This is a genomic window from Pseudomonas sp. NPDC077186 (assembly GCF_044543505.1).
GTDB lineage: Bacteria > Pseudomonadota > Gammaproteobacteria > Pseudomonadales > Pseudomonadaceae > Aquipseudomonas.
In genome coordinates, this window is record NZ_JBITWE010000002.1 from 345,792 (window position 1) to 372,787 (window position 26,996).

At 66.7% G+C, this 26,996-nt stretch carries 25 protein-coding genes; 4 read left to right on the forward strand and 21 right to left on the reverse strand.

The window, feature by feature from the left end:
• Positions 1–33: 33 nt before the first annotated feature.
• The 12 genes from ACIGKL_RS10255 to ACIGKL_RS10310 all read right to left on the reverse strand — a co-directional run bounded on the left by ACIGKL_RS10255 (position 34) and on the right by ACIGKL_RS10310 (position 13,044).
• Positions 34–1,314, reverse strand: a complete 1,281-nt coding sequence (locus tag ACIGKL_RS10255; RefSeq protein ID WP_397486538.1) for an OprD family porin — start codon at positions 1,312–1,314, stop codon at positions 34–36.
• Positions 1,315–1,545: 231 nt separating this feature from the next.
• Complete coding sequence (locus tag ACIGKL_RS10260) at positions 1,546–2,760, reverse strand: benzoate/H(+) symporter BenE family transporter (RefSeq protein WP_397486539.1); 1,215 nt, start codon at positions 2,758–2,760, stop codon at positions 1,546–1,548.
• 116 nt (positions 2,761–2,876) lie between these two features.
• Positions 2,877–3,818 carry a catechol 1,2-dioxygenase gene (gene catA, locus ACIGKL_RS10265; protein ID WP_397486540.1) on the reverse strand — a complete coding sequence of 314 codons (942 nt, stop codon included), beginning with the start codon at positions 3,816–3,818 and terminating at the stop codon, positions 2,877–2,879.
• Between the two features lie 30 nt (positions 3,819–3,848).
• Positions 3,849–4,139, reverse strand: coding sequence for a muconolactone Delta-isomerase (catC, locus tag ACIGKL_RS10270; RefSeq protein ID WP_397486541.1), 291 nt, complete (start codon positions 4,137–4,139; stop codon positions 3,849–3,851).
• A gap of 16 nt (positions 4,140–4,155) precedes the next feature.
• Complete coding sequence (locus ACIGKL_RS10275) at positions 4,156–5,277, reverse strand: muconate cycloisomerase family protein (protein ID WP_397486542.1); 1,122 nt, start codon at positions 5,275–5,277, stop codon at positions 4,156–4,158.
• A 58-nt stretch (positions 5,278–5,335) separates the two neighbouring features.
• Positions 5,336–6,676, reverse strand: coding sequence for an MFS transporter (locus ACIGKL_RS10280; protein WP_397486543.1), 1,341 nt, complete (start codon positions 6,674–6,676; stop codon positions 5,336–5,338).
• Positions 6,677–6,795: 119 nt separating this feature from the next.
• Positions 6,796–7,560, reverse strand: coding sequence for a 1,6-dihydroxycyclohexa-2,4-diene-1-carboxylate dehydrogenase (locus ACIGKL_RS10285; protein ID WP_397486544.1), 765 nt, complete (start codon positions 7,558–7,560; stop codon positions 6,796–6,798).
• A gap of 229 nt (positions 7,561–7,789) precedes the next feature.
• Positions 7,790–8,800: a benzoate 1,2-dioxygenase electron transfer component BenC gene (benC, locus tag ACIGKL_RS10290; protein ID WP_397486545.1), complete on the reverse strand. Its 1,011-nt coding sequence runs from the start codon at positions 8,798–8,800 to the stop codon at positions 7,790–7,792.
• Positions 8,801–8,881: 81 nt separating this feature from the next.
• Positions 8,882–9,370, reverse strand: a complete 489-nt coding sequence (gene benB / locus ACIGKL_RS10295) for a benzoate 1,2-dioxygenase small subunit (protein ID WP_397486546.1) — start codon at positions 9,368–9,370, stop codon at positions 8,882–8,884.
• Entirely contained in the window at positions 9,371–10,732 is a 1,362-nt protein-coding gene (gene benA / locus ACIGKL_RS10300; protein WP_397486547.1) for a benzoate 1,2-dioxygenase large subunit, read from the reverse strand. It abuts the gene before it with no gap.
• A gap of 213 nt (positions 10,733–10,945) precedes the next feature.
• Complete coding sequence (locus ACIGKL_RS10305; RefSeq protein ID WP_397486548.1) at positions 10,946–11,902, reverse strand: AraC family transcriptional regulator; 957 nt, start codon at positions 11,900–11,902, stop codon at positions 10,946–10,948.
• 296 nt (positions 11,903–12,198) lie between these two features.
• Positions 12,199–13,044 (reverse strand): IclR family transcriptional regulator, encoded by an 846-nt coding sequence (locus tag ACIGKL_RS10310; RefSeq protein WP_397486549.1) that lies wholly within the window; start codon positions 13,042–13,044, stop codon positions 12,199–12,201.
• A 145-nt stretch (positions 13,045–13,189) separates the two neighbouring features.
• Between ACIGKL_RS10310 and ACIGKL_RS10315 the strand changes: the two genes are divergently transcribed.
• From ACIGKL_RS10315 to ACIGKL_RS10330, 4 genes are all read left to right on the forward strand, one after another.
• The gene (locus ACIGKL_RS10315) at positions 13,190–14,455 is read left to right on the forward strand and encodes an Hsp70 family protein (protein WP_397486550.1); all 1,266 of its coding nucleotides are present in this window, start codon (positions 13,190–13,192) and stop codon (positions 14,453–14,455) included.
• A 518-nt stretch (positions 14,456–14,973) separates the two neighbouring features.
• Complete coding sequence (locus tag ACIGKL_RS10320) at positions 14,974–15,330, forward strand: DUF6152 family protein (protein ID WP_397486551.1); 357 nt, start codon at positions 14,974–14,976, stop codon at positions 15,328–15,330.
• Positions 15,331–15,813, forward strand: coding sequence for a hypothetical protein (locus ACIGKL_RS10325; protein ID WP_397486552.1), 483 nt, complete (start codon positions 15,331–15,333; stop codon positions 15,811–15,813). It abuts the gene before it with no gap.
• Positions 15,814–16,069: 256 nt separating this feature from the next.
• Entirely contained in the window at positions 16,070–16,603 is a 534-nt protein-coding gene (locus ACIGKL_RS10330) for a hypothetical protein (protein WP_397486553.1), read from the forward strand.
• Positions 16,604–16,721: 118 nt separating this feature from the next.
• Here ACIGKL_RS10330 and ACIGKL_RS10335 read toward each other — a convergent pair whose 3' ends face one another.
• From ACIGKL_RS10335 to ACIGKL_RS10375, 9 genes are all read right to left on the reverse strand, one after another.
• Positions 16,722–17,891, reverse strand: a complete 1,170-nt coding sequence (locus ACIGKL_RS10335) for an iron-containing alcohol dehydrogenase (RefSeq protein ID WP_397486554.1) — start codon at positions 17,889–17,891, stop codon at positions 16,722–16,724.
• Between the two features lie 8 nt (positions 17,892–17,899).
• Complete coding sequence (locus ACIGKL_RS10340; protein ID WP_397486555.1) at positions 17,900–19,288, reverse strand: aldehyde dehydrogenase family protein; 1,389 nt, start codon at positions 19,286–19,288, stop codon at positions 17,900–17,902.
• 96 nt (positions 19,289–19,384) lie between these two features.
• Entirely contained in the window at positions 19,385–20,758 is a 1,374-nt protein-coding gene (locus tag ACIGKL_RS10345; protein ID WP_397486556.1) for a glutamine synthetase family protein, read from the reverse strand.
• 327 nt (positions 20,759–21,085) lie between these two features.
• On the reverse strand, positions 21,086–21,625 hold the full coding sequence (locus ACIGKL_RS10350) for a murein L,D-transpeptidase family protein (protein WP_397486557.1): 540 nt from the start codon (positions 21,623–21,625) through the stop codon (positions 21,086–21,088).
• Between the two features lie 51 nt (positions 21,626–21,676).
• On the reverse strand, positions 21,677–22,183 hold the full coding sequence (locus ACIGKL_RS10355; RefSeq protein ID WP_397486558.1) for a hypothetical protein: 507 nt from the start codon (positions 22,181–22,183) through the stop codon (positions 21,677–21,679).
• 582 nt (positions 22,184–22,765) lie between these two features.
• Positions 22,766–23,803 (reverse strand): TRAP transporter substrate-binding protein, encoded by a 1,038-nt coding sequence (locus ACIGKL_RS10360; protein WP_397486559.1) that lies wholly within the window; start codon positions 23,801–23,803, stop codon positions 22,766–22,768.
• A 132-nt stretch (positions 23,804–23,935) separates the two neighbouring features.
• A complete protein-coding gene (locus ACIGKL_RS10365; protein WP_397486560.1) occupies positions 23,936–25,261 on the reverse strand; it encodes a TRAP transporter large permease subunit in 1,326 nt (441 codons plus the stop codon).
• Complete coding sequence (locus ACIGKL_RS10370) at positions 25,261–25,767, reverse strand: TRAP transporter small permease subunit (RefSeq protein WP_397486561.1); 507 nt, start codon at positions 25,765–25,767, stop codon at positions 25,261–25,263. The genes ACIGKL_RS10365 and ACIGKL_RS10370 overlap by 1 nt, the downstream gene beginning before the upstream one ends.
• A gap of 283 nt (positions 25,768–26,050) precedes the next feature.
• Entirely contained in the window at positions 26,051–26,950 is a 900-nt protein-coding gene (locus tag ACIGKL_RS10375; RefSeq protein WP_397486562.1) for an AEC family transporter, read from the reverse strand.
• Positions 26,951–26,996 lie beyond the last annotated feature (46 nt).

Genomic DNA, 26,996 nt, shown 5'->3' on the forward strand with positions numbered 1-26,996 from the left:
GCCAGACGCCCGGACGGGCGCCTGGCCGGGGGACTAAAGGAGGTTCCAGCTGTAGCTGAAGATCAGCCGGTTCTCGTCGATATCGCTGCGGTAGTTGGAGCGCGCGGTGACGTTGCGCACGCGCACGCCGAGGCCCTTGAACGCGCCGCTCTGCAGGGTGTAGCCGATGTCCAGGTCGCGCTCCCAGTCCTTGCCCTCGTAGCGCGCACCGCCGCGGTTGGTGGCCTGGGCATCGACGTTGTCGCCGCGGATGTAGCGCACCCCGGCCACCAGGCCCGGCACGCCCATGGCGGCGAAGTCGTAGTCGTAACGCAGCTGCCAGGAGCGCTCGTCGGCGGAGGCGAATTCGAAGGTCGGCACCTCGTTGCCCAGCGGACTGACGTTGGCGAACACCCGCGGGAAGGCGTCATCGCCGAACATCGCCTGGTAGCCGAGATAGAAGGTGTGGCCACCGTGCTTGGCCGACAGCAGGGCGAAGGCCGCCTGGTTGTCGATCTCGCCGAGCAGGCCCTGGCCGTCGTCCGCCGAATCGTAGAAACCGAGGTTGGCGCCGAGGGTCCAGGCGCCCACCGGCTGGCTGTGCTTGAGGCCGAGGAAGCGCTGCTGGTAGATGTCCTCCAGCTGGCCATACCAGGCGCCGAGCGAGGTACGCCCGGCGTTGAAGGCATAGTCGCCGCCGGCGTAGTTGAAGGCTTCACTGGTGGCGGCGCGCTGCGGCAGGTGGCCGAGCATGGCCAGCATCTTGTCGTCGCCGGCCTCGTTGCGCAGGCTGGTGGAGTTGAGGTGGCCGGCCTGCAGGGTCAGCCCGGCCAGCTCGTTGGACACGACGCTGACGCCCTGGTAGCTGGGCGGCAGCAGGCGGATATCCGAATGGACCAGCACCGGCAGGTTGGGCTGCAGCTCGCCGAGCTTCAACTCGGTCTTGGACAGGCGCAGCTTCGCCGCCAGACCCAGGCGGCTGTAGTCGTCGGCAGCCTTGCCGCTCTCGCGGGTCGGCAACAGGCCGGTGTTCACTCGATCCGGGCTGCTGTCGAGCTTGAGGCCGAGCAGACCGATGGCATCCACGCCGAAACCCAGCGGCCCCGGGGTGTAGCCGGATTTGAGGTTGAGGATAAAGCCCTGCGCCCACTCCTCGGCCTTGGACTGCCGGTTCGACCCGACGATGTCGGAGAAGTCGCGGCTGAAGTAGTAGTTGCGCGCCGTGAGCGTGGCGCTGGCGTCTTCGATAAAACCGCCCTCGCCGGCCTGGCTCAGGCTCGGCAGGCAGGCGGCAATGGCGGTGGACAGCAGGCAAAGGCGTGGGCTGTGTTTCATCGTTAGCGTGCTCTTGTTGTTATCGAGGTTGCAGAAACCCGCCCGGCAGCCCAGGGCGGCCGGTTGGGAGGATGGATCGGATGTACTCGCGGCATGGGACTACGTGGGCCGTAGGGTGCGCCGTGCGCACCAATACAGACGGCAACGGTTGGTTCGCACGGTGCGGCAATGGCTGGTGCGCACGGCGCACCCTACGCAAGCCGACCGAGGCAACGCGGATATAGCGTTGCTTCACTCGCGCAACGGCGCGGCCCGCGGGTTATTCGTGGCGCCTAGCGATTGCCGCCGTGCTCGCAGCAGCAGGTGCGCGGCGAGGCCGAACAGCAGGCCCCAGAAGGCCGCCGACAGGCCGAGGAAACTCACCCCGGAGGCCGTCACCAGGAAGGTGAACAGCCCGGCATCGCGCTCCGTCGGCTCGCTCAGGCTGCGCGCCAGCGCCTCGCTGAACGCGCCGTACAGCGCCAGCCCGGCCAGGGCGGCGATCAGCGCCGCGGGGAAGGCGGCGAACAGCGACACCAGGGTGGCGCCGGCGATGCCCAACAGCAGGTAGGCCAGGCTGCCGACCACCGCGGCGACATAGCGCCGCCTGGGGTCCTCGTGGGCCTCGCGGCCGGTGCAGAGGCTGGCGGTGACCGCCGCCAGGTTGAGGCCGTGGCAGCCGAACGGCGCCAGCAGCGCGCCGCCGATGGCGCTGGCGCCGATCAGCGGGCTGGCCGGGGTTTGGTAACCGGCGCCACGCAGCACCGCCATGCCCGGCATGAATTGCCCGGTCAGCGCCACCAGCACCAGCGGCAGCGCCAGGTTGAGGGTGGCGGCGAGGCTGAACTCGGGGGCGATCCACTGCGGCGTGGCCAGCTGCAGCACCAGCGCCTCGCTGCGCAGCTGGCCGCCGAGCAGGGTCAGCGCCGCGCCCACGAGCAATACGCCGGCCACCGCATAGCGCGGCGCCATGCGCCTTAGCAGCAGATAGGTGACGAACATGCTGGCGATCAGCAGCGGCTGCTCGGGCAGCGCCTTGAACACCTCGATGCCGAAGGCGAACAGGATGCCGGCCTGCAAACCGGCGGCGATGGAGCCGGGCAGTTTGGCGATCAGCCGGTCGAAGCTACCGCTGAGGGCAATCAGCAAGAGGATCAGGTTGGCCACCAGGTAGGCGCCGATAGCCTGGTTCAGGCCCAGCTCCGGCAGGGCGCCGACCAGCAGCGCGCTGCCGGGGATCGACCAGGCGATCACCACCGGCGTGCGGTAGCGCAGGCTGAGCAGCAGGCCCAGCGCGCCGCTGCCGATGGAGATGGCCCAGACCCAGGACGACAGCAGCGCCTGTGACAGGCCGGCGCTTTCCGCGGCATGGAAGATCAGCACCAGCGGCCCGGCGTAGGAGATGGTGGTGGCGAGCAGCCCGGCCACCAGGGCGGGCAGGCTGAAGTCGTTGAGCAGGGCTTTCATAATCCCTCGCAAGTCAGGCTGGCGTCCCTCGAAGGGGACGCTCTTGTTGTAGGGTGCGCCGTGCGCACCGATCATGCCGCGCATCGTGGACATGGTGCGCACGGCGCACCCCACGGTTAGGCGCCCTGCAATGCCCGCGGCCGTGCGTTGCGGCGTTCGGCCTTGGCCTGCGGGGCCTTCTGCAGTTGGAAGTCGAACGTCAGCTCGGCGAAGCGCGGGCCCTGGATGCCGCGATCACGGGCAGCGGCTTCGTCCTCGACGAACTGGATATCGCCGACCAGACCCTCGCGGGTGGCGTAGGCGAAGTCGTCCCACAGGTACTGGTCGCCGGCCAGGTTGATCTGGGTGGTCAGGTGGCGATGGCCCGGCGCGGAGATGAAGAAGTGGATATGCGCCGGACGCTGGCCGTGGCGGCCGAGCAGATCGAGGCATTCCTGGGTCGGGCCCTGCGGGTCGCAGCCGTAGCCGCTGGGCACGATGCTGCGTGCGCGGTAGCGGCCCTCGGCGTCGGTGACGATGCGCCGGCGCAGGTTGTAGTCGCTCTGGCTCTGGTCGAAGTAGGAGTAGTTGCCCTTGGTGTTGGCGTGCCACAGGTCGACCACCGCACCGGCCACCGGTTTGCCCTGGGTGTCGCGCACCACGCCTTCGAGGAACATCACCGTGGCCACGCCGTCTTCGCTGCCGTCGTCCATCCGCACCTGACCCTCGGCCAGCGGTGCGCCGGCCACGTACAGCGGGCCTTCGATGGTGCGCGGGGTGCCGCCGCTGAGGCCGGCCTCGGCGTCCTTGGCGTCCTGCAGCAGGTCGAGGAAGTGTTCCAGGCCCAGGCCCGGCACCAGCAGGCCGAACTCGCTGCGCGCGCCGAGGCGGTTGAGGTAGTCCACCGCCTGCCAGAATTCGTCGTCGCTCACTTGCAGGTCTTCGATGATCTTCGCCGCGTCGCCGACGATGCGCAGCATCAGCTGCTTGAGGCGCGGGCTGCCCTGCTCGTTGTTGAGGCCGCAGGCCTCGCGGAACAGGTTCTGCACGTCTTGGGTGTGGGAGATTTTCACGGTCATGGTGGCGTACCTCGTTGTTGTTCTGGGAAATCAGCGGTCGTCGGCATGGATCGACGAGGGATGCCGGCACAGCGGCGTGACCTCGATGTCCATGTAGGGGAACAGCGGCAGTTGCAGCAGGGTGTCGTGCAGCGCCTCGACGCTGGCCACGTCGAATACGCTGTAGTTGGCGTAGTGCCCGGCGATGCGCCACAGGTGGCGCCAGGTGCCCTCGCGCATCAGGCGCTGGGCCAGTTCCTTCTCCTCGGCCTTGATCTGCGCGGCGCGTGCCGGGTCCATGGCGGCCGGCAGCCTTACGGTCATCTTCACGTGGAACAGCATGGGGATTTCCTCCGTTTCACTTGCGGGCGAAGAACGCCAGGCGCTCTTCGTCCAGGGTCAGGCCCAGGCCGGGGGTACGCGGCACCTGCAGGGCAAAATCGCGGTACAGCGGCGCCTCGCTGACGATTTCCTCGGTCAGCAGCAGCGGGCCGAACAGCTCGGTGCCCCAGGTCAGTTGCTTGAGGGTGACGAAGGCGTGGGCCGAGGCCAGGGTGCCGATGGCGCCTTCGAGCATGGTGCCGCCGTACAGGGCGATGCCGGCCGCCTCGGCGATGGCCGCGGTGCGCAGCACGGCGCGCGGGCCGCCGTTCTTGGCGATCTTCAGGGCGAACACCGAGGCGGCGCCGTCGGCCGCCAGGCTGAAGGCGTCTTCCACGCTCTCGATGGATTCGTCGGCCATGATCGGTGCCGGGCTGCGCTGGTTGAGGCGCACCTGGCCGGCGCGATTGATGCGCGCGATGGGCTGCTCGATCAGGTCGATGCCGTTGTCGCCCAGCACCCGGCAGGCGCGAATGGCCTGGGACTCGTCCCAGCCCTGGTTGACGTCGACCCGCACGCTGGCGCAGTCGCCGAGGGCCTGCTTGATGGCGATGACGTGGCCCAAGTCGCGCTGCAGCTCGCCGGCGCCGATCTTCAGCTTGAAAATGCGGTGGCGGCGGATGGCGAGCATCTTCTGCGCCTCGTCGATATCGCGGGCGGTGTCGCCTGAGGCCAGGGTCCAGGCCACCTCCAGGCTGTCGCGCACGCGGCCGCCGAGCAGCTCGCTGACCGCCAGGCCCAGGCGCTTGCCCTGGGCGTCGAGCAGCGCGCTTTCGATGCCCGACTTGGCGAAGGTGTTGCCCTTGGCCAGCTTGTCCAGGCGCTGCATGCAGGCATTGATATTGGCCGCGTCCTGACCGCGCAGCGCCGGTGCCAGGTGGCTGTCGATGTTCTGCTTGATGCTCTCCGGGCTCTCGTTGCCGTAGGCCAGGCCACCGATGGTGGTGGCTTCGCCGATGCCTTCGACGCCGTCGCTGCAGCGCAGGCGGATGATCACCAGCGTCTGGTTCTGCATGGTGTGCATGGCCAGCTTGTGCGGGCGGATGGTCGGCAGGTCGACGATGGTCGCCGTCAGGCTTTCGATCAGGACGTGGCTCATTTCACTCTTCCAGTCAGTCGCCCCTCTCCTTGCGGGAGAGGGATCGAGGGTTAAAGGCTCAGGCCTTGGCCGCCGCCAACGCCGTGGACGCCGCCTGGCGCCGCTGGCCGCTGAGGGTGAACAGCGCCATGGCCAGGGCGGCGATGGCGCCGGGCACGGCGAAGGCGATGAAGTTCAGTTGCAGCGGCAGGTTGATCGCCATCAGCGCGCCGCCGAGCAGCGGCCCGACGATGGCGCCGTTGCGGCCGATGCCCGAGGCCCAGCCCAGGCCGGTGGAGCGGATCGACAGGCCGTAGAACTGCGCGGCGCCGGCGTACAGCAGGATCTGCGTGCCGATGGTGGTGGCGCCGGCGATGAAGATCAGCAGGTAGAGCACCGGCGTCGGGCTGTTGAAGCCGAGCAGGCTGATCGAGGCGGCGGCGGCGACGAAGAAGGCCACCATCACCTTGCCCAGGTTGAAGCGGTCGCCCAGCCAGCCGCCGAGGATGGCCCCGGCCATGCCGCCGAAATTCAGCGCCAGCAAAAACGACAGGCTCGACCCCAGGCTGTAGCCGGCGCTGGCCATCAGCTTCGGCAGCCAGGAGCTCAGCGCGTAGACCATCAGCAGGCAGCAGAAGAACGCCAGCCACAGGCACAGGGTGCGCAGCGCGCGGCCGTCGCGGAACAGCTCGAAGACGCCGACGCCCTGGCCCTTGGCATCGCTTATCTGCAGCTGGGCCGTTTCATCGATCTGCAGGCCCGGCTCGACCTTGGCCAGCACCGCGCGGGCCTGCTCATGGCGGCCCTGACGCACCAGGAAACCCACCGACTCCGGCAGCTTCCACAGGATCAGCGGCAACAGCAGCAGCGGCACGGCGGCGGCGAAGAACATCGACTCCCAGCCGAAGCGCGGCAGCATATAGATACCCACCCCGGCGGCGAGCATGCCGCCCAGCGAGTAACCGCTGAACATCACCGCCACCAAGGTGCTGCGCAGGCGCTTGGGCGCGTACTCGTTCATCAGTGCCACGGCGTTGGGCATCAGCCCGCCACAGCCCAAGCCGGCGATAAAGCGGAAGATGCCGAACTCGGTGGGATTGCTGGCGAAGCCATTGAGGATGGTCGCCGTGGAGAACAGCACGAAGCAGATGGCGATGCCCTTCTTGCGCCCGATGCGGTCGGCCAGGGTGCCGAAGCCGAGGGCGCCGAACATCATGCCGAACAGCGCATAGCTGCCCAGGGCGCCGGCTTCCAACGGGGTCAGGTTCCACTCCTGCATGATCGACGGCAGCACCACGCCGAAGATGAACAGGTCGTAGCCGTCGAAGATCAGCAGCAGCGCGCAGAGCGCCATGACCATCCAGTGGAAGCGGGAAAAACGCGCGTTGTCGATAACGGGGTGAACGTCTATCTGTCGCATGGCATCGGTTCTCGGTTTTGTTTTTGTTGTGAACGGTTCGGTTGCTTGTGTAGGAGCGGTCGGGCGGCGCTCCGCTTTAGCCGCGATTCGCGGCTAAAGCCGCTCCTACAGGGTCGTGCTCAGCCCAGATCGCCTCCGCCCACCGGCAGGGTCACGCCGGTGATGTAGGAGGCCTCGTCGGAGGCGAGGAAGAGGATCGCGCCGACCTGCTCGTCGATGCTGCCGTAGCGCTTCATCAGGCTGCTCTCGACGGTCTGGTCGACTATCTGCTGGTACCAGGTCTTCTCCTCGGCGCTCGGCTCGGCGGCATTGCGCGGGATGCGCCGCGGCGGCGCCTCGGTGCCGCCGGGGGCGGTGGCGTTGACGCGGATGCCGCGCTCGGCGGTCTCGAAGGCCAGGCAAGCGGTGAGTGCATTGACGCCGCCCTTGGCGGCGCCGTAGGGCACGCGGTTGACCCCGCGGGTGGCGATGGAGGAGACGTTGACGATGGCGCCACTGCCCTGCGCCAGCATCTGCGCCAATGCGGCGTGGCAGCACCACAAAGTGGGGAACAGCGAGCGGCGCACCTCGGCCTCGATCTGCGCCGTTGCGTAGTGCTCGAAGGGCTTGGCCCAGATGGTGCCGCCGACGTTGTTGATCAGGATGTCGAGGCGGCCGAAGCGCTCGACGGCGGCCTGCATCACGCCCTGGCAGTCGCCGGCCTGCTCCAGGTCGGCGGTCAGGCATAGCACGCCTTTATGCTCGGCCAGCTCAAACACCAGCTCGGAGCGGTCCACCGCCACCACTTGCGCGCCCTCCTCCAGCAGCCGCTCGGCGACGCGGCGGCCGATGCCCTGGGCGGCGCCGGTGACCACGGCGACCTTGTCTTGGAAACGCTTATGCATAACCCACCTCGGTTAAGGCCCGGACAGGGTCCAGGGGTGTTCGCGGTCTGCTCCCTCTCCCGCTTGCGGGAGAGGGCTGGGGAGAGGGTGGCGTTTGCCTTGCCCTCTCCCCCGCCCCCTCTCCCATAAATGGGAGAGGGGTGACTCGACCCGTAGCCCGGATGCAATCCGGGGCTGGTTCGTGGACTTCCCCCGGATTTCATCCGGGCTACGACTGCCCCGCTCGCACCTAGGCGCTGGCGGCAAACTTCTCGTAGTAGAAATTGGCCGGTGCTATGCCCTGCTCGCGGATATAGGCGCTGACCGCCTCGACCATCGGCGGCGGGCCGCACAGGTAGATGTCCACCTCGCCGTCGTTGAGGTGCCTGGGCTCGATGTGCTGGGTGACGTAGCCCTTGTGCGGGTAGCTGCTCTCGGGGCTGGCCACGCAGGCGCTGAAGCTGAAGCCGGGGATGCGCGCGGCGAAGGCTTCCAGCTTGTCCAGCTCGACCAGGTCATGGTCGTGGGTCACGCCGTATATCAGGTGCAGCGGGTACTCGCTGCCCTCGGCGGCGATCTTCTCCAGCATCGCGGTGAAGGGCGCCAGGCCCGTGCCGCCGGCCAGCAGCAGCAGCGGGCGCTTGATCTCGCGCAGGTAGAAGCTGCCCAGCGGGCCGGCCAGGCTGATGCTGTCGCCGGCCTTGGCCAGGTTGGCCAGGAAGCTGCTCATCAGCCCGCCCGGCACGTTGCGGATCAGAAAGCTGACCTCGCCGTCCTTCTGCAGGCTGCTGAAGGAGTAGGCGCGGCTCTGCTCGCTGCCCGGCACCTGCAGGTTGACGTACTGCCCCGGCAGGAAGGCCAGCTGGCTGAGGGCCTCGCCCTTGACCGACAGGGCGATGGTGCTGTCGGAGAGCTTGCGCACCGCGCTAATGGCCGCCTCGAAGCTGGCCTGCTGGGTCTTGCACACTTGCGAGGAGGCCGGCACGCGGATCACGCAGTCGCTCTCGGCGCGCATCTGGCAGGTCAGCACATAGCCCTGCTCGGCCTCGGCCTGGCTTAGGGCGTCGTCGATGTATTCCTCGCCGAGGTCGTACTGGCCGGCTTCGGCGAAGCACTTGCAGGCGCCACAGGCACCGTCGCGGCAGTCCAGCGGGATATTGATGCCCTGGCGATAGGCGGCGTCGGCCACCGTCTCACCCAGGTTGGCGTCGATAAAACGGGTGACCCCATCTTCGAAATTCAGTGCGATCTTGTGGCTCATGGCGCACCTCGCTATGCGGTTGGCGGCGTGCAGAAGCCCGCGACGGGAGCCCATGGCCCCGCCGGCAGCGCTGCAGCGGATTCAGATGTGGTAGACGTCGATGATCTGTCTGACGTAATCGTTCTTCAGCACCACCTTCTTGGCCTTGATCAACGGGTTCTCGCCGCGGGTATCCAGGGTGTAGAAGCTGCTGCCGTAGAAGTGGTCGACGGTCTTGTAGCGGAAGCTCAGGGTGTGCCAGTTAAAGCGCACCTTGGTCAGCCCATCGCCCTGCTCGACGATCTCGATATTGTTGATGTTGTGCGAGGTGCGGGTATCCGGGATGGTGGCGCTGGAGCGCTCGGTGCGGATGCGGAACACCCGGTCCTCCAGGCCGCTGCGGTTGCCGTACCAGATCAGCGAGATCTCGGTCTGCGGGTTTTCCACCAGCTGGTCGTTGTCGTCCCAGGCCGGCATCCAGAACTCGGCGTCCGGGGCATACAGCTCCAGCCACTGGTCCCACTGCTTGTCGTCGAGGTAGCGCGCTTCGCGGTAGAGGAAATCGCGCACGGCGTCATAGGAAAGGCTCATTTACGCACCCTCCACGTGAATCAGTTGGTCCTGTTCTTTCTGCACGGCCGCGATCATCTGCTGCTGCCAGTAGTGGTGCTGCAGCACGAACAGCCCCTCGTCCTCAGTACGCGCGCCACTCATCAGCGGCTGCAGGTCGATTTCCTTGGCCGAGTCGTCGGCACCGTCGATCCAGTGCTTGGCGCCGCGGGACATGTCGTTCCACTGCATGGCGCGGCCGGCGAAGCCCTGCTGGCAGGCGCGGAACTCTTCCAGGTCGTCCGGGGTGGCCATGCCGGAGACGTTGAAGAAGTCCTCGTACTGGCGAATGCGCCGGGCGCGCGCCTCGGCACTCTCGCCCTTGGGCGCGATGCAGTAGATGGTCACCTCGGTCTTGTCCACCGACAGCGGCCGGGCGATGCGCAGCTGCGAGCCGAACTGGTCCATCAGGTACAGGTTGGGGTACAGGCAGAGGTTGCGCGAGTGGCCGATCATCCAGTCGGCGCGGGCCTCGCCGAACTCGGCGGCGAGGCGCTCGCGGTCGGCGAACAGCGGCCGGTCCTCGGGGTTGTCCCAACGGGTCCAGAGCAGCAGGTGGCCGTTCTCGAAGGAGTAGAAACCGCCGCCCTTCTTGCCCCAGCCGCCGGCGCTCATGGCGCGGATGTCGTCGCCGGCCTCCTTGAGCTTGCGCTGCTGCTGGGTGGCGGCGTAGTTCCAGTGCACGGCGGTGACGTGGTAGCCGTCGGCGCCGTTTTCCGCCTGCAGCTTCCAGTTGCCCTCGTAGACGTAGGTGCTGGAGCCGCGCAGCACTTCCAGGCCTTCGCTGGACTGGTCGCAGATCATGTCGATGATCTTCTTCGACTCGCCGAGGAAGTCCTCGAGCGGCGCCACGTCCTCGCGCAGGCTGCCGAACAGGAAACCGCGGTAGGACTCGAAGCGGGCGACCTTCTTCAGGTCGTGCGAGCCGTCGCAGTTGAAGCTGTCCGGGTAGCCGGCTTCCTTGGGGTCCTTGACCTTGAGCAGCTTGCCGCTGTTGTTGAAGGTCCAGCCGTGGAACGGACAGGTGTAGCTGGCCTTGTTGCCGCTCTTGAAGCGGCAGAGCATGGCGCCGCGGTGGCTGCAGGCGTTGATGAAGGCGTTGAGCTCACCCTCCTTGTTGCGCGCGATAAAGATCGGCTGGCGCCCCATGTGGGTGGTGTAGTAGTCGTTGACGTTAGGGATCTGGCTCTCGTGGGCCAGGTACAGCCAGTTGCCTTCGAAGATGTGCTGCATCTCCAGGTCGAACAACCGGGGGTCGGTGAACATCTCGCGCTTGCAGCGGAAAATGCCCTTGTCCTTGTCTTCTTCAAGCAGGCTATTGAGGTAGTCGAGTCCCAGGTTCATGGCCATGGCTCCGTTGTTATTGTTTCAACGGTTCCAAGGCTATGCCGCTCGATTGTCCGACAATATCCAGTTAGTGCAGGACCTTTATCCGTTTTCTGCAGGGTGCGAATGACGGGGTCTACGGCCTATACCCCTGGTGCGCACGGCGCACCCTACGCACTTACGAGGGCGCCGGCACCTAGGGTGCGCCGTGCGCACCGAAAACGCTTGGGATCAGGACTCGCGGCGCCGCAGGGTATCGGAGGGCAGCTCGCCGAAGGCGCTCTTGTAGCTCTCGGAGAAGCGGCCGAGGTGGAGGAAGCCGTAGTCCAGCGCCACCTCGGTGATATTGCGCACCTTGGCCGAGGGGTCGCTGAGGCAGGCGTGCACCCGCTCCAGCTTGCGCTGGCGGATGTAGTGCTTGGGCGTGGTGCCCAGGTGCCTGTCGAACAGCCCGTAGAGCGAGCGCGGGCTGATATGGGCGAGCTGGGCCAGCTGTTCGAGGCTGATGTCCTGCTTGAGGTTGTCGTCGATGAACTGCACCAGGCGCTCGAACGAGGGGTTGCTCTCGGCCAGCTCCGCACGGCTGACGTTATTGCCGAGCAGGCCGAGCAGCTTGCTGGCGATGATCCGCGTGTAGTGCTCCTGCACCGAGGGCAGCGACTGCTCGCTCTCGGCCTCGTCGCAGACCAGACCGAGCAGGTTGGTGAAGCCTTCGAGCTGCTGCAGTTGGTGGCGCGAGGCGAAGCGCACGCCGTCGGCCGGGCGCTGCCAGTGGTTGTCGCTGCAGGCGCGCTCGATCAACTGGGCCGGCAGCTTGACGATGAACTTCTCGCAGTCGTCGGAATAGGTCAGGTCGACCGGATCGTCCGGGTTGATCAGCAGCAGTTCGCCGGGGGTGAAGTAGTGCTCCTGGCTGTGGCCGCGCCACAGGCAGTGCCCCTGCAGCAACACCTGCAGGTGGTAGATGGTCTCCAGCGCCGGCGAGGTGACGCGCACGCTGCCGCCGTAGCTGATGCGACACAGGTCGAGGCTGGCGAAGCTGCGATGGCTGAGGCTGGCGGCCGGACGGCCACTGCTGGGCAGGCGGATGCAGTGCGAGCCGACATGCTGGTTGACGTAGTCGGATACCGCATAGGGGTCGGCATTGGCGAACAGCCGACTCTTCTCGTTCAGCAGGCGACAGTCCATGACTCAGGGCGCTCTTATTGTTATCGGGCGGCGAGTGCTGACGGGCCAAGGCAACCCTCCTCGCTCCAGCCATAGATACAGGCAAATGGCCCGCATCTGGTCACGAACCGATCAACGGTTGACCGATTCAGGCTAACGGTTCGCCGAGCTTAGGCAATCGGACCTTGGGCGAATATCGCGGCGGGCGATAATCGCCCGTTTTCGTCTGGATCAGGCAGAATCCCGTAGGGTGGATCACGCTCCATCGATCCACCGCTCTGGTGGATGTAAAAAGCGACATCCACCCTAGGAACCGCTCAAGAAGGGCGAAATAGCTGGCTGCTCAGCTCGCGGCTGGCGCTGAGCATCAGCGGCAGGTAGCGCTTTTCCAGCTCGCTGACCGGCACGCGACCGGCGTGGGTGCTGACGTTCATCGCCGCCAGCACGTGGCCGGCGGAGTCGTACACCGGCACCGCCAGCGAGCGCAGGCCCTGCTCCAGCTCCTGGTCGACGATGCACCAGCCCTGGTGGCGCACGCGCTGCAGGCACTCCCACAGCGCCTCGGGGGTGTGCAGGGTGCGACTGGTCTTGGGCTGCAGCTCGGCGTGGGCCAGGTAGTCCTGCAGCTGGTCGTCGTCCAGCGCGGCGAGCAGGATGCGGCCCATGGAGGTGCAGTAGGCCGGCAGGCGGCTGCCGACGCTCAGGTCCACCGAGATCAGCCGCTGCGGAATGGCCGAGCGGGCGATATAGAGCACCTGCTCGCCTTCCAGGGTGGCCAGGTTGCAGGCCTCGTGCAGCTGCTCGCTCAACCGGTCGAGGTAGGGCTGGGCGGACACCGCCAGCGGCGTCGACGACAGGTAGGCGTGACCCAGGGTCAGCACCTTGGGCAGCAGCGAATAGGTGCGCCCGTCGGTGGTGACGTAGCCCAGCTTCATCAGGCTGTAGAGGCAGCGGCGCACGGCGGCGCGGGGGATCTCGGTGCGGTGGCTGATCTGGGCGATGGTCAGGTGGCGCTTGCGCTCCTGGAAGGCGTTGATCACCGCCAGGCCGCGGGCCAGGGAGGTCATGAAATTGGGATCGCCGGCGAACTCCTCGATGCGCTTGGCCGGCGACACATAGGGCGGCGGTGCCAGGCTGGACAGGGGCGGACGGGTATCGCTCATGGAACCTCCGGGGCGGTCGACGGTACCAGGCGATTATCGAACCCCGGTGCGGTAATCGCAAATCCCCGGAAAACTGATACCCGGTGCTGCACGCCCGCACGAGCTGCCCTAGAATGCGCGGCCTTTTTCTCAGGCTGTGCGCACCATGCCCTTCTCCACCCCCGCCCGCGCCTGCGGCATCGACTTCGGCACCTCCAACTCCACGGTCGGCTGGCTGCGCCCCGGCCAGGACAGCCTGCTGGCGCTGGAAGACGGCAAGATCACCCTGCCCTCGGTGATCTTCTTCAACACCGAGGAACGCCGCCCGGTCTACGGCCGCCTGGCCCTGCACGAGTACCTGGAGGGCTACGAGGGCCGCCTGATGCGCTCGCTGAAGAGCCTGCTGGGCTCCAAGCTGCTGAAGAGCGAGACCACGGTGCTGGGCAGCGCGCTGCCGTTCAAGGACCTGCTCGGCTTCTTTATCGGCGAGCTGAAGAAGCGCGCCGAGGCCCTGGCCGGGCGTAGCTTCGACGAGGTGGTGCTGGGTCGCCCGGTGTTCTTCGTCGACGACGATGCCGCCGCCGACCAGGAGGCGCAGAACACCCTGGTGGCGGTGGCGCACAAGCTCGGCTTCAAGGAGGTGTCGTTCCAGTACGAGCCGATCGCCGCGGCCTTCGACTACGAGTCGAACCTGGACCGCGAGGAGCTGGTGCTGATCGTCGACATCGGCGGCGGCACCTCGGACTTCTCCCTGGTGCGCCTGGCCCCCGAGCGCCACCAGCTGGCCGAGCGCCAGGACGACATCCTCGCCACCGGCGGCGTGCATATCGGCGGTACCGATTTCGACAAGCAGCTGTCGCTGGCCGGGGTCATGCCGCTGTTCGGCTACGGCAGCCGGATGAAGAGCGACGCCTTCATGCCCACCAGCTACCACCTCAACCTGGCCACCTGGCACTGCATCAACGCGCTGTACGCGCAGAAGACCCAGTTGGCGCTGCAGAACATGCGCTACGACATAGTCGACGCCACCGGCATCGACCGCCTGTTCGGCCTGATCGAACAACGCGCCGGGCACTGGCTGGCGATGCAGGTGGAAGACAGCAAGATCGCCCTTAGCGAACAGGACGCGCGCGCCATCGACCTGTCGCGGGTCGAACCCGGCCTGGTCGCCGAACTGACCCGGCCGCTGTTCGAAGATGCCATTGAGCCGCTGCTGGAACGTATCCGCACCAGCCTCGGCCAGCTGCTCGCCGATGCCGGCATCGCCGCCGAACAGGTCGATACGCTGTTCTTCACCGGCGGCTCCAGCGGCGTGCCGGCGCTGCGCCAGAGCGTGGCGGCGATGCTGCCCAATGCGCGCAGCGTGGAGGGCAACACCTTCGGCAGCATCGGCAGCGGCCTGGCCATCGAGGCGAAGAAGCGCTACGGCTAAGGCGCCTTGCGTCCCCTTGGGCTCGGACTGAGGAGCCCGCGACGAAGCCCAACGAGGTCGTCCGCCGACTCGCCGTTGGGCTTCGCTGCGCTCAGCGCCAACCTACCCAGAGCCTCCAGCTGCCCGATTCTGTTGCCAAAGGCTGCCTGTCCGCGCCGCCCGGGCCATGACCCGGGCCGTAGGTTGGGCTGAGGAGCCCGCGACGAAGCCCAACGGGGCATCCGCCGACTCGCCGTTGGGCTTCGCTGCGCTCAGCGCCAACCTACCCAGAGCCTCCATCTGCCCGATTCTGTTGCCAAAGGCTGCCTGTCCGCGCCGCCCGAACCGTAGGTTGGGCTGAGGAGCCCGCGACGAAGCCCAACGGGAGCATCCGCCGACTCGCCGTTGGGCTTCGCGGCGCGCAACGCCAACCTACCCGGTCAGGCCGATTCTGTTTCCAAATGCTGCCCACCCGCCGCAGCGCGGGCTGCAGGGTCTAGGTTTACCCGGTGTCCAACCAGCCACACCGGGTGACCGCCATGCTGAAGAAACTGCTGCTCCTCGCCACCACGCTCGGCCTGCTGCTGACCGCCGCCCTCGCCCAGGCCCACCACGGCTGGAGCTCCTACGACGCCGATCAGACCCTGACCCTGGAAGTGCCGCTGCAACAGGTCAACTACCGCAACCCGCACGCCGACGTGAGCATCGAGCACGACGGGCGCAGCTGGCTGGTGATCCTCGCCCCGCTCAGCCGCCTGCAGGCTCGCGGCCTGCCGGAAGCCGACCTGACTGTGGGCAAGACCGTGACCATCGTCGGCTACCCGCGCAAGGACGGCACCGCGGAGATCCGCGCCGAGCGCATCATCGTCGACGGCCGCACCATCGAACTGCGCTAGATGGACGTGCTGACCGCCTGGGCCGCCTGGCTGGAGGCCTCGGCCCTGGGCGAGCAGATGCGCAGCTCGACGCTGCTCTACCCGGCGCTCAACCTGCTGCACCTGCTCGGCCTGGTGCTGTTGCTCGGCAGCATGCTGCTGCTCGATGCACGCCTGCTCGGTGCCGGTCGCGGTTTCCCGCTGGCGGCGGTGTCGCGCGCGCTGACGCCGCTGGCGGTGGCTGGCCTGCTGTTGTTGCTGGGCAGCGGCTTCTGCCTGTTCGCCGCCGACGCCGGGCCACTGCTCGGCAACCGCCTGCTGCAGTTCAAGCTGCTGCTGATCGCCCTGGGTATCGGCAACGCCCTGTTGTTTCGGCATCTGTGGAGCGCCCGGCTGAGCGACTGGGACGGGCGCGCACCGTTGCTCGGTCGACTGCAGGCGGCGCTGTCGCTGCTGGCGTGGCTACTGGTGATGAGCCTCGGCCGCCTCCTGGCCTACTTCTAGCCCGGCGCGCTTTGCCTTAACAGGACGTTGAAAACTACCTACGTTGGCAATACTGCGTTAAAAACGGCCTCAAAATGCTCATTTACAACTCGTAAACTGCGCTTTTTCGGCCGTTTGACTCGCTGGCGCTCGCCCTTCGGGCCAGCCTGCGGCTGTTACTCCTGTTGGTCGTTACGCCTTGTCTTGCCTGCCTCGCCTACGTTTTTCAACGACCTGTTATCCTGCGCGCCTTTGAACCTGTACAGGAACGCCCGCGATGCAAGCCCAGCTGGAAGAACTGATCGGCAAGATAAGCTCCGGCTGCCTGGCCGAGGACGAGATCGCCCGCATCGCTGACGAAGCGGCGCAGGCCTATGCCGACCCGGCCGCCTTCCTCGCCGCCAACCCCGACGTCAACTACGACGACGACTTCCCCATTCCGCTGGGCGAATGGGTGGTGGTCGGCAGCCTGCCGGATACCGTGCTGTTCCAGGCCGACAGCTACCAGGAGCTGTTCCAGCAGATCACCGAGTCCTTCGGCCCGCAGGTGCCGTTCGTGCTGAAGGCCAAGCAACTGGCCAAGACCGAGCCGCTTACCGCGCTCAATCGCATCCAGGTGCAGCTCTCGGCGCTGTCGCCGGAAACCGGCGGCTACGTGCTGGTGGATTTCAGCGAACCGCTGGACGACGAGCTGCAGGCGGTGCTGGTGTACGCCAGCGACCTGCCGCGGGTGATGGAGCTGGCGGTGGAGGTGGGCATCTACGCCGCGCCGGCGCTGGAGGCCTTGAAGGCGGCGCAGGCGGGGGAATAAGCCACAGGACCTGCCCTCTCCCCAACCCTCTCCCATAAATGGGAGAGGGGCTAATCGCAGCCCTAGCCCGGATCAAATCCGCGGCCAACCCGGCCAACCGTCCCGGATTGCATCCGGGCTACAAGGCTCCGCGCAGCGCTTTCTCGAACAACGCGCCGTACTGTGCGGCGCTAAAGGCGATGGGGTTGGTGCCCGCCGAGGGATCGACCTCGGCCATGCGCCCGACCTGTTCGATACGCCCATCGTCGATGCCGATCTCGCCCAGGCTGTGGGGAATGCCCACCTCGCTGCGCAGCGCCAGCACCCAGTCCAGCACCGCATCGAAGCCGCTGCCCGGCAGCGCCAGGTAGCGCGCCATCTTCTCCATCTGCGCCTCGATGGCACCGCGATTGGCCACCAGCACATAAGGCATCAGCACCGCATTGAGCAGGCCGTGATGGGCGTCGTACAGCGCTCCCAGCGGATGCGCCAGCGCATGCATGGCGCCGAGGCCACGCTGGAAGGCGGTGGCGCCCATGCTCGAGGCCACCAGCATCTGCAGCCGCGCCTCGACGTCAGAGCCCTGACTGACCGCCCGCGGCAGGTACTGCTGCACTAGGCGCATGCCTTCCAGGGCGATGCCCTCGGCCATGGGATGAAACAGCGGCGAGCAGAAGGCCTCCAGGCTGTGCGACAGCGCGTCCATGCCGGTGGCGGCGGTGATCTTCGCCGGCAGGCCGACGCTCAGTTCGGGGTCGAGAATCACCAGCGCCGGCAGCATGCGCGCGTGGAAGATGATGCGCTTGATATGCGCCTCGTCGTCGGTGATCACCGAGGCGCGGCCGACTTCCGAACCGGTGCCGGCGGTGGTCGGTACCGCCACCACCGGCGCCATGCCGGCGACATTGACCCGGCTGGCGTTGTCGCCGACGTCCTCGAAATCCCACAGCGGCCGGTCCTGGCCGACCATCAGGGCGATGGCCTTGCCGGCATCCAGCGCCGAGCCGCCGCCGAAGGCGATCACCCCGTCATGACCGCCGGCCTTGAATGCCGTTACACCGTCCATCACATTGGCGCCGGTGGGGTTGCCCTTGACCGCCGAGAACAGCCCGGCGTTCAACCCGGCGTCGCGGCACTGGCGCAGCGCCGCGTCGATCATCGGCAGCGCGGCCAGGCCGGGGTCGGTGCACAGCAGCGGCGCGCGCATGCCGAGCTGGCGGCAGGCCTCGGCCAGCTCGTTGATGCGGCCGACGCCGACGCGCATCGAGGTCGGGTAGTTCCAATTCATGCGGTATCGATTCAGGTCCATGGCGCGCCTCACAGCTGAGTCTTGAAGTGGAAGGATTTCGGCCGGGTCAGTTGCTCGTAGCCGACCCGCGACAGGGTGCAGCCGCGCCCGGAGTGCTTCACCCCGGTCCAGGCCAGGCCGGGGTCGAGGTAGTCGCAGCGGTTGAGAAACACCGTGCCGGCCTCCACCCGCTCGGCCAGGGCCAGGGCCGCGTCGACGTCGCGGCTGAAGATCGCCGCGGTCAGGCCGAACTCGCTGTCGTTCATCAGCGCCAGCGCCTCCTCGTCGTCGGCCACCTTCTGGATGCCCACCAGCGGGCCGAAGGATTCCTCGGTCATCACCCGCATGCCGTGGTGCACATTGGTCAGCACCTGCGGCGCCAGGTAGGGCGTGCCGGGCGCATCCAGGGGGAACTCGGCCGGGTCGATATGCGCCTTGGCGCCCTGGGCCACCGCCTCGGCGATCTGGCCGCGGACGAAGTCGGCGGCGTCGCTGCGCACCAGCGGACCGAGGGTGGTCTGCGGGTCGTCCGAGCGGCCCAACTTGTACTGGCGCACCAGCGCCACGGCGCGTTCGACAAACTCATCGAACAACGCCTCATGCACATAGATGCGCTCGATACCGCAGCACGACTGGCCGGAGTTGAAGAAGGCGCCGTCGATGGCGGTCTCCACCGCATGCGCCAGGTCGGCATCGGCGCGCACGTAGGCCGGGTCCTTGCCGCCCAGCTCCAGGCCGACGCTGATAAAGCGCCCGGCCGCCGCCCGCTCGACCATGGCCCCGCCCGGCACCGAGCCGGTGAAGGCGACGTGGGCGATGCTCGGCGCCTGGATCAGCGCCTCGGTGTCGCCGTGGCTCAGGTGCAGGTACTGGAACACGCCCTCGGGCAGTCCGGCCTCGGCGAAGGCCTCGACCATGCGCTCGGCGCACAGCGGAGTCTGCGCCGAGTGCTTGAGCAGCACCGCATTGCCCGCCAGCAACGCCGGCAGCACCGCATTCACCGCGGTCAGGTAGGGGTAGTTCCAGGGCGCGATGACCAGCGCCACGCCCAGCGGTTCGCGGCGAATGAAACGGGTGAAGCCGGGCCTGTCCGGCAGGCGGATATCGGCCAGCGAGCCCTCGGCGATATCGGCCATATGCGTGGCGCGCTCGACGAAACCGCGGATCTCGCCGGCGGCGTAGCGGATCGGTCGGCCCATCATCCAGCACAGTTCCTCGGCCAGCTGCGCCTCGCGCGCGGCGAAGGCGGCGATGGCGCGCCGGCCGATGGCGATGCGCTCACTCAGCGGTGTGCGTTTCCAGGCCTGCTGCGCCAGCTCGGCCCGGGCCAGCGCGGCCTGGATCTCGGGATTGGAGGCCAGGTGACGCTCGACGTAGACCGAGCCGTCGATGGGAGAAATGCATTGCAGTTTGCTCATAAGGTGCTCCAGAAACCTGCCCGCATGGCCCGGATGCAATCCGGGGACACCCGGAAAAAGCGCCCCGGATTGCATCCGGGCTACGGGAATGGGGGATCAGATGATTTCGAAGTAGCGATCCAGCTCCCAGTCGCTGACATGGCGGCGGTACTCGCGCTCTTCCCATTCGCGGCTGGCGGCGAAGTGTTCGACGAAGGCGTCGCCGAACAGCTCGCGCGCCGCCTGCGAGGCCTTCAGACGCTGCGCGGCGTCCCACAGGGTGCGCGGCAGCGCCAGCTCCTCGGGATGCTTGACCGCGTAGGCGTTGCCGCTGACCGGCGCGGTTGGTTCCCACTCCTGCATGATCCCGTACAGCCCCGAACCGATGGCCACCGACAGCGCCAGGAAGGGATTGCCGTCGGCGGCGCCGAGGCGGTACTCCTGGCGCTGCGACTTGTCGCTACCGGGGATCACCCGCAGCGCCGCGGTGCGGTTCTCCACGCCCCAGGTGGCGTCGGTGGGTGCCCAGAAGCCGGGGATCAGGCGCCGGTAGCTGTTCAGGGTCGGCGCCACCATGCACAGGAATTCCGGCATCAGGCGCTGCTGCCCGGCGAGGAAATGCCGCTGCAGCTTGCTCATGTTGTGCGCCTGATCGGGGTCGTAGAAGGCCGACTTGTCGCTCGCGCGGTCGCGCAGCGAGACGTGGATATGCCCGCTCTGCCCCGGGTACTTGCCCGACCACTTGGCCATAAAGGTGGCCATCAGGCCGTTGCGCTGGGCCAGCACCTTCATGAAGGTCTTGAACAGCGCGCCCTTGTCCGCCGCCGCCTCGGCGCGGTCATAGGCGATCGCCGCCTCGAGCACGCCGGGCCCGGTCTCGGTGTGCAGGCCCTCGATGGGAAAATCCATGCTCTCGCCCATCTCGAAGATCTGGTGGTAGAGCTCGGCATGCACCGAGTTGCGGATCATCGAGTAGCCGAACCAGTCCGGGGTGAAGGGCTTGAGGTCGCGAAAGCCCTTGGCCCGCGCCGACTGCGGCGTCTCGTCGAACATGAAGAACTCGTACTCCAGCGCCGCATAGGGCTCGAAGCCCATGGCCTGGCAACGCTCGACCACCCGTCGCAAGGTGCCGCGCGGGCACACCGCCTCGGCCTGCTGGTCGAATTCGGCGAGAAACAGCAGCATGCCGTTCTCGAAGGGAATCTCGCGGCAGGTGTGCGGCAGGATGCGCACCGGCGCGTCGGGGTAGCCGGTGTGCCAGCCGGTGTACTGGGCGTTGTCGTAGAGCTGATCCTTGACGTCCCAGCCGAGCACCACGTCGCAGAAGGCGAAGCCGTGCTCCAAGGCGGAGAAGAACTTGCTGCGGCTCATGTACTTGCCGCGCATCACCCCATCGTTGTCGAACAGGCCGACTTTCACGTGGCTCAGGCCACGCTCCTCGACGATGCGCCGGGCATCGCCCAGGGTCTTTACATCCCGTGGTTTGAACATGCTAACCCCTGTGTCTTGTTGTTATGGCGGGCGGGTTCGGCGAGCGGCTGGGCAGCCATGACCGGCCTGGCAGGGCCGACGACCATGGGCGCAGCGCGACGCCTATCACAGCGTCCGTTTCAGGCCCATTGAGTGTGGTACAGGATTGCCGGGCTGACAGGGCTGGGGCGGAAAAATCTGCCGGTACGGTGCCCAGACCGCGGCTCGTAGGGTGCGCCGCGCGCACCACTCTTTGGCGACCGGCGCTGTTTAGGCAAGATCGGCGTCGTGGACTTCTGCGCGGCGCCCACCTATATCACTGACGACCGCGGCACTGCAGCCCGCGCTTTAGCGGCGGATCTCGATAGGCGTACCGTTGGGCACCAGCGCCCAGATCTGCCGCATCTCGTCGTTGCGCACGGCGATGCAGCCGTCGGTCCAGTCCCACAGGTGATGCAGCGGCTCGAGCCAGCCCCAGCCATTGGGCAAGCCGTGAATCATGATATTGCCGCCGGGCGCATAGCCAACGGCGCGGGCGCGGGTTTCGTCCTGCGGGTTGGGATAGGAGATATGCTGGCTGAGATGGGCCATCGACTTGGGGTTGCGCCAGTCGATCAGGTAGCGCCCCTCGGGCGTGCGCTGGTCGCCTTCGCGCTGCTTGTGCCCCTCGTCACCTGCGCCGCCCAGCGCGATGCGGTACTCGGCCAGCGGCTCACCCTGGCGCCAGAGCGCCATGCGTCGTTGCCGTTTGTCGACGGTAATCAAGTCGGCCTGCTGTTCCGGTTTCGCGAGATCGGGCGCAGCCTCCGAGCCGATACGCGCCACCACCTTGGCGTAGCCCAGCAGCAGCGCAACCAGGCATAGGCCCAGCACTACAAAACGCTTCATTGCATGCATCCTTTCTCGCAATGGCTCCCTAGCGGAAAAAGAGCCTCCTTCTCAGCCACGCCGCCCCTCGCGCCTCTCCTGCGCTTCGATCTCCTCGAAGACCTTGCGATGTTCGGCCTGCGAGGCGTATTGACCAACGATGGCTCTGGCCCGGTAAGTCTTCTTGCGCAACGCGCTCGTCTGACCATCGCGGTCAAAGGTCACCACATAGCGGGTGTTATCCAACTCTATATAGAGGTAGTAGTAGTCCACCGGCAGATCCGGTTCGGCAAACGCGCTGTAGGCATAACGCACGCGCCCGCTGAGGTCCGGCTCGGAATCGAGCAACTTGAGCTGATCGGCGTCCGGATAATGTTCCTGCAGCGCCATCGCGGCAATGACGGGGAAATCCTTGATCTGATCCCGAGTAAAGGGAACCGGCCGGGTATGCAACATGGTGAGCGGATAGTCCTCGAAGCCCGGCCGCGACCGATACTGGCCACTGGCGAACCATCGCGTGGCATCGAACATGTCTTCGTTGTCCGAAGGTCCGTAATACATCATCACTTTCGCGGGCATGGCGCGATCCTCTGCGTTCAGGTGCAACCCCGTCAGGCCTAGGCCCAACAACAGGGCGGCGGTAATCCATATGATTCGATGAGCGAACATTTACTTGGGCTTGTATTCGAGAAGTGCGCCGGGGATAGGCCCAGACCGTCGTTTTGCTGGCATTGGCGATCAGTTGCGCCAGGCTCTTGTCGTACTGAGGGTCTTCACCCGCTGCCACGCGCAGGTGAGCGTCGATGCCCAGACCGGTAAGGCAGGCATAGGAATAGATCTGGAATTGGTGCCGTGCCCGGGCAATGGGCAGGCGTTGAGGTCGCTCAGGCGCGACGCCGGCTTGGTCATGAGATACGTCCTTGTATGGAGAGCGTCGAATCCTAGCGCAGAACTTTTGCTCGCATCGTGCGAGCGTTCACTTAGAAGCGCATTGTGCCAATCAGTTCCCTACCGGACGACCGCAGCGCGAGGACGACAAGGCAAGGCAGAGACTACGGACAGCCCGCCGCACAGGCGTCGACGGCAGCGGTCATCGCCATAAAAAACCGCGCCCGTACCTCGCGGCACGGGCGCATGGCCTCACCTGACGAGCCACCGGACTCAACCGCGATAAGGCGCCCCCGCCTTGGCCATCAGCGCGTTGTACTTCTTGAAGATGTCCACCACCTTGGCGCAGCGCGGGCTGGTCTTGGCGATCTCGTCCCAGAACTTCAGCGCCTCGGCTTCCACCGTGGCCCATTCGGCGTCGGGGATGGAGGTCAGCTGCAACTTGCCGCCTTCCACGCGCAGCTGCGCCTCGCCGCCCCAGTACCAGTGCTGGCGGTAGTAGTTGGAGCTGTCCATGCACAGCTTGAACAGGGTCTTGAGGTGTTCGGGCACCTCGGCCCACTTGTCCGAGTTGGCGAAGTAGGAGCCGATCCAGGCGCCGGAGATGTTGTTGGTGAGGAAGTACTTGGTGACGTTGGCCCAGCCGACGGTGTAGTCCTCGGTGATGCCGGACCAGGCGATGCCGTCCAGCTCGCCGGTCTGCACCGCCACCTCGACGTCTTCCCAGGGCAGGGTCACCGGGATCACGCCGAAGCGGGCGAGGAACTTGCCGGCGGTGGGGAAGGTGAAGATGCGCTTGCCCTTGAGGTCGTCGAGCTTGGTGATCGGCTGCACCGTCGCGAAGTGGCAGGGGTCCCAGGCGCCGGCGCCGAGCCAGGTGACGCCCTTGACCTCGCCGTAGGCCTCGGCCCAGATGTCGTTGAGACCGTACTGCTCGAACAGCACCGGCACGTCCAGGCTGTAGCGGGTGGCGAAGGGGAAGTAGCCGCCGAACACCGAGACGTCCACCGGCGCGGCGATGGAGTCGTCGTCGCTCTGCACCGCGTCGATGGTGCCGCGCTGCATGGCGCGGAACAGCTCGCCGGTGGGCACCAGCTGATCGGCGAAGTACAACTGGATCTCCATCTGGCCGTTGGCCGCCTTGTTGAAGGCGTCGATCGAGGGCTTGATCACGTGCTCGGCCAGCGCCGGGCCGGCGTAGGTCTGCAGGCGCCAGGTGATCTTCTTCGGCTCCTGCGCGTAGATGTGCGCCGAACCCAGGGCGGCGGTGCCGACCGCGGCGGTTTTCAGGAAATCGCGTCTCGTACTCATGCTGGTCTCTCCAATAGTGTCGATGCAGATGCAATACAACCGCTCATTGCCGCCGCAGCCGCGGCGGCCTTGCCAGTGACCGGCAGGCGCCGGCTCGACTGCTGGCGCGCCAGGCGCGCCGATTTCCGTGAATCAACCGCCGTAGTGCAGCTGCGGCAACCACAGCGCCAACTGTGGAAAAACCATCACCAGGATCAGGCTCAGGACCATCACCAGCACGAAGGGGGTGACCGAGACGTAGATGTCGCGCAGGCTCACCTCGGGCGGGGCCATGGCGCGCATGAGGAACAGGTTGTAGCCGAACGGCGGGGTCATGTAGGCGATCTGGCAGGTGATGGTGTAGAGCACGCCGTACCACACCAGGTCGAAGCCCAGCGCGCCGACCAGCGGGATGTAGAGCGGCGCGACTATGACCAGCATGGCGGTGTCGTCGAGGAACATGCCCATGATGATGAACGACAGCTGCATCATGATGAGGATCTGCCAGGGCCCCAGGTGCAGGCTGTCGACGAAGAAGGTCTCGATCGCCCGCACCGCGCCGAGGCCGTCGAACACCGCGCCGAAACACAGCGCGGCGAGGATGATCCACATGAACATGCAGCTGATCGCCAGGGTCTTGCGCAGCGTCTCCTCCAGCACCTGGCGGTTCAGCCGGCGCTTGACCAGCGCCATCAGCATGGCCGCGGCGGCGCCCACCGCCGAGCTTTCCACCAGGCTGGTGTAGCCCAGCAGGAACAGCCCGGTCATGGCGAAGAAGATGAACAGCGGCGCCAGCCCGGCGCGCAGCAGCAACAGCTTTTCCCGGCGGCTGACCTGCAGCCGCTCGGCCTCGGCCAGGGGCGGGCCGAGCTGTGGCTGCAGACGGCAGCGCACGACGATATAGAGTACGAACAGGCTCGCCATCAGCAGGCCGGGAATGGCCCCGGCCAGCCACAGCTGGCCGACCGGCTGACGGGCGATCATGCCGTAGAGCACCAGCACCACGCTGGGCGGAATGAGGATGCCCAGCGAGCTGCCGGCCTGGATCACCCCGGTGACCATGATCTTGTCGTAGCCGCGGCGCAGCAGCTCGGGCAGGGCGATGCTGGCGCCGATGGCCATGCCGGCCACGCTCAGCCCGTTCATCGCCGAGATCACCACCATCAGGCCGATGGTGCCGATGGCCAGCCCGCCCGGCAGCGGCCCCATCCACACGTGGAACATCTTGTACAGGTCTTCGGCCAGGCCGGACTCGGAGAGCATGTAGCCCATGAACACGAACATCGGCAGGGTCAGCAGCGGGTACCACTTCATCAGTTTCATCGCCGCGCTGAAGGCCATCTCCGAGCCGCCGTCGCCCCACAGCAGCAGCGCGGCGGCGGCGGCGACGAAGCCGATGGCGCCGAACACGCGCTTGCCGGTGAGCAGCAGCAGCATCATCGAGGAGAACATCAGCAGCGCGATCAGCTGGTAATCCATTACAGCGTCTCCCCGCGGGCCGCGTAGAGATCCTTGAAGAAGGTGGCGATGGCCTGCAGCAGCATCAGCAAGATGCCGAAGCACATCACCAGCTTGATTGGCGCCATATAGGGCGACCAGGCCGAGTAGCTGGTTTCCTGGTATTCGAGGGCGTATTCGGTGGAGGAAATGCCGCCGATCAGCAGCAGCACCAGGTAGAAGATCAGCATCAACACGGTGATCGCATCGACCACGGCGCGGGTGCGCGGCGACCAGTGGCTGTAGGCCAGGTCCATGCGCACGTGGGCGTCGAGTTGCATCGAGTAGGCGCCGCCGAGCAGGAAGTAGGCGACCATGAGGAACTGGGCGCTTTCCAGGGTCCAGATCGAGGGAGTGAAGAAGGTCTTGCTGATCGAGGAGTACAGCAGCACCGCCAGCATGGCGAAGATCAGGTACATGGCGAAACGCCCGACCCTCCGGTTGAATGCGTCCACGACCCGGACGAAAGCTCGAATGCCCTTGCGCATGCAGTTTCCTGCTTTTTTGTTCGTTATCTCGTCAGCCTAGACGAAGATTCGCCAAAGCCAACCGCCCCGCCGGGCCAAAGCAGGAAACGCGCCAGGCATCGGCGGCGCGAACTTCCACGAACAAAATCAACGGCTTGAAAACTACCGGGCTAGAGCCTCAGCGCACCAGGAAGGCGGCGAGCACCGCGACGGTGCGCGCAGGCTGTGCTCCTCCAGCGACACATGAGCGAGATCCTCGAGCAGCACCTGCTGGCTGCCGGCGATGTCGACGGCAGCCGCGAACTCAGAAGCCCATCACCAGCATCCACAGCGGCAAGCTGAGCGCCGCCAGCAGGGTCGACAGCGAAATCGCCGCGCTGACGCTGCGGCTGTCCTCGGCGTTGCGGGCAAAGGCCATCACGTTGACCCCGCTGGGGCAGGCGGCGAGCAGCACCAGCACCGTGCGCGCCGTGTCGTTCAGGCCGGGCAGCTGGCCGCTGAGCCAGCAGACCAGCGCCGGGAACAGCGCCAGCTTGGCCAACGCCACGCCCCAGGCCTCGCCGGTGGGGCGCAGGCGGTAGCGCGACAGGCTGGCGCCGAGCACGATCAGCGCGCAGGGCAAGGCGGCCTGGCCCAGCCAGGTCACCGCCCGCCACAGGCTCTCCGGCACCACCAGCCCGGACAGGTTGAGCAAGGCGCCGAGCGCCAGGCCGATGATCATCGGGTTGGCCAGGTTGTTCAGCAGCGCACGGCCGTCGACCCGCTCGCCGCTGCCGAAGGCGGCGTAGAAGCTGTGCAGGGAAAACAGCGTGAGACTGTGGAACACCAGGATAGCGAAGACATAGAGCAGACCGTCGTTGCCCATCAGGCTGGCGATCAGCGGGATGCCTACCAGCACGTTGTTGGAGAAGGCCGCCACCAGCCCCAGCGGCGAGGCCGTGCCACGCCGCCAGTGGGCCAGCGCGTTGACCGCGGCGAACACCAGCAGCACCGGCAGGTAGTAGGCCAGCAGCAGCACCGGCGACAGGCCCTCGGCCAGCGACGCCTTGGCGATGCCGGCGAACAGCAGCGTCGGCATAAACAGCTTGAAGGTGATAGTGGCCAGCCCGGCCGCCGACTCGCTGGTGAGCCACTGGCGCCAGCCCAACAGATAGCCGAGAACGATCAGGGCGAAGATCGGCAGAATCGCCTGTACCGCGAGCATGGGTGCACCTGCCTCCAGAAAATCGCGTCAACCGCAAGCGGCCCGC

What these genes read in the sequence shown, in the direction of transcription:
- ACIGKL_RS10255 (WP_397486538.1), bottom strand. Translation starts at nt 1,314, where the DNA reads ATGAAACACAGCCCACGCCTTTGCCTGCTGTCCACCGCCATTGCCGCC.
- ACIGKL_RS10260 (WP_397486539.1), bottom strand. Translation starts at nt 2,760, where the DNA reads ATGAAAGCCCTGCTCAACGACTTCAGCCTGCCCGCCCTGGTGGCCGGG.
- catA (WP_397486540.1), bottom strand. Translation starts at nt 3,818, where the DNA reads ATGACCGTGAAAATCTCCCACACCCAAGACGTGCAGAACCTGTTCCGC.
- catC (WP_397486541.1), bottom strand. Translation starts at nt 4,139, where the DNA reads ATGCTGTTCCACGTGAAGATGACCGTAAGGCTGCCGGCCGCCATGGAC.
- ACIGKL_RS10275 (WP_397486542.1), bottom strand. Translation starts at nt 5,277, where the DNA reads ATGAGCCACGTCCTGATCGAAAGCCTGACGGCGACCATCGTCGACCTG.
- ACIGKL_RS10280 (WP_397486543.1), bottom strand. Translation starts at nt 6,676, where the DNA reads ATGCGACAGATAGACGTTCACCCCGTTATCGACAACGCGCGTTTTTCC.
- ACIGKL_RS10285 (WP_397486544.1), bottom strand. Translation starts at nt 7,560, where the DNA reads ATGCATAAGCGTTTCCAAGACAAGGTCGCCGTGGTCACCGGCGCCGCC.
- benC (WP_397486545.1), bottom strand. Translation starts at nt 8,800, where the DNA reads ATGAGCCACAAGATCGCACTGAATTTCGAAGATGGGGTCACCCGTTTT.
- benB (WP_397486546.1), bottom strand. Translation starts at nt 9,370, where the DNA reads ATGAGCCTTTCCTATGACGCCGTGCGCGATTTCCTCTACCGCGAAGCG.
- benA (WP_397486547.1), bottom strand. Translation starts at nt 10,732, where the DNA reads ATGAACCTGGGACTCGACTACCTCAATAGCCTGCTTGAAGAAGACAAG.
- ACIGKL_RS10305 (WP_397486548.1), bottom strand. Translation starts at nt 11,902, where the DNA reads ATGGACTGTCGCCTGCTGAACGAGAAGAGTCGGCTGTTCGCCAATGCC.
- ACIGKL_RS10310 (WP_397486549.1), bottom strand. Translation starts at nt 13,044, where the DNA reads ATGAGCGATACCCGTCCGCCCCTGTCCAGCCTGGCACCGCCGCCCTAT.
- ACIGKL_RS10315 (WP_397486550.1), top strand. Translation starts at nt 13,190, where the DNA reads ATGCCCTTCTCCACCCCCGCCCGCGCCTGCGGCATCGACTTCGGCACC.
- ACIGKL_RS10320 (WP_397486551.1), top strand. Translation starts at nt 14,974, where the DNA reads ATGCTGAAGAAACTGCTGCTCCTCGCCACCACGCTCGGCCTGCTGCTG.
- ACIGKL_RS10325 (WP_397486552.1), top strand. Translation starts at nt 15,331, where the DNA reads ATGGACGTGCTGACCGCCTGGGCCGCCTGGCTGGAGGCCTCGGCCCTG.
- ACIGKL_RS10330 (WP_397486553.1), top strand. Translation starts at nt 16,070, where the DNA reads ATGCAAGCCCAGCTGGAAGAACTGATCGGCAAGATAAGCTCCGGCTGC.
- ACIGKL_RS10335 (WP_397486554.1), bottom strand. Translation starts at nt 17,891, where the DNA reads ATGGACCTGAATCGATACCGCATGAATTGGAACTACCCGACCTCGATG.
- ACIGKL_RS10340 (WP_397486555.1), bottom strand. Translation starts at nt 19,288, where the DNA reads ATGAGCAAACTGCAATGCATTTCTCCCATCGACGGCTCGGTCTACGTC.
- ACIGKL_RS10345 (WP_397486556.1), bottom strand. Translation starts at nt 20,758, where the DNA reads ATGTTCAAACCACGGGATGTAAAGACCCTGGGCGATGCCCGGCGCATC.
- ACIGKL_RS10350 (WP_397486557.1), bottom strand. Translation starts at nt 21,625, where the DNA reads ATGAAGCGTTTTGTAGTGCTGGGCCTATGCCTGGTTGCGCTGCTGCTG.
- ACIGKL_RS10355 (WP_397486558.1), bottom strand. Translation starts at nt 22,183, where the DNA reads ATGCCCGCGAAAGTGATGATGTATTACGGACCTTCGGACAACGAAGAC.
- ACIGKL_RS10360 (WP_397486559.1), bottom strand. Translation starts at nt 23,803, where the DNA reads ATGAGTACGAGACGCGATTTCCTGAAAACCGCCGCGGTCGGCACCGCC.
- ACIGKL_RS10365 (WP_397486560.1), bottom strand. Translation starts at nt 25,261, where the DNA reads ATGGATTACCAGCTGATCGCGCTGCTGATGTTCTCCTCGATGATGCTG.
- ACIGKL_RS10370 (WP_397486561.1), bottom strand. Translation starts at nt 25,767, where the DNA reads ATGCGCAAGGGCATTCGAGCTTTCGTCCGGGTCGTGGACGCATTCAAC.
- ACIGKL_RS10375 (WP_397486562.1), bottom strand. Translation starts at nt 26,950, where the DNA reads ATGCTCGCGGTACAGGCGATTCTGCCGATCTTCGCCCTGATCGTTCTC.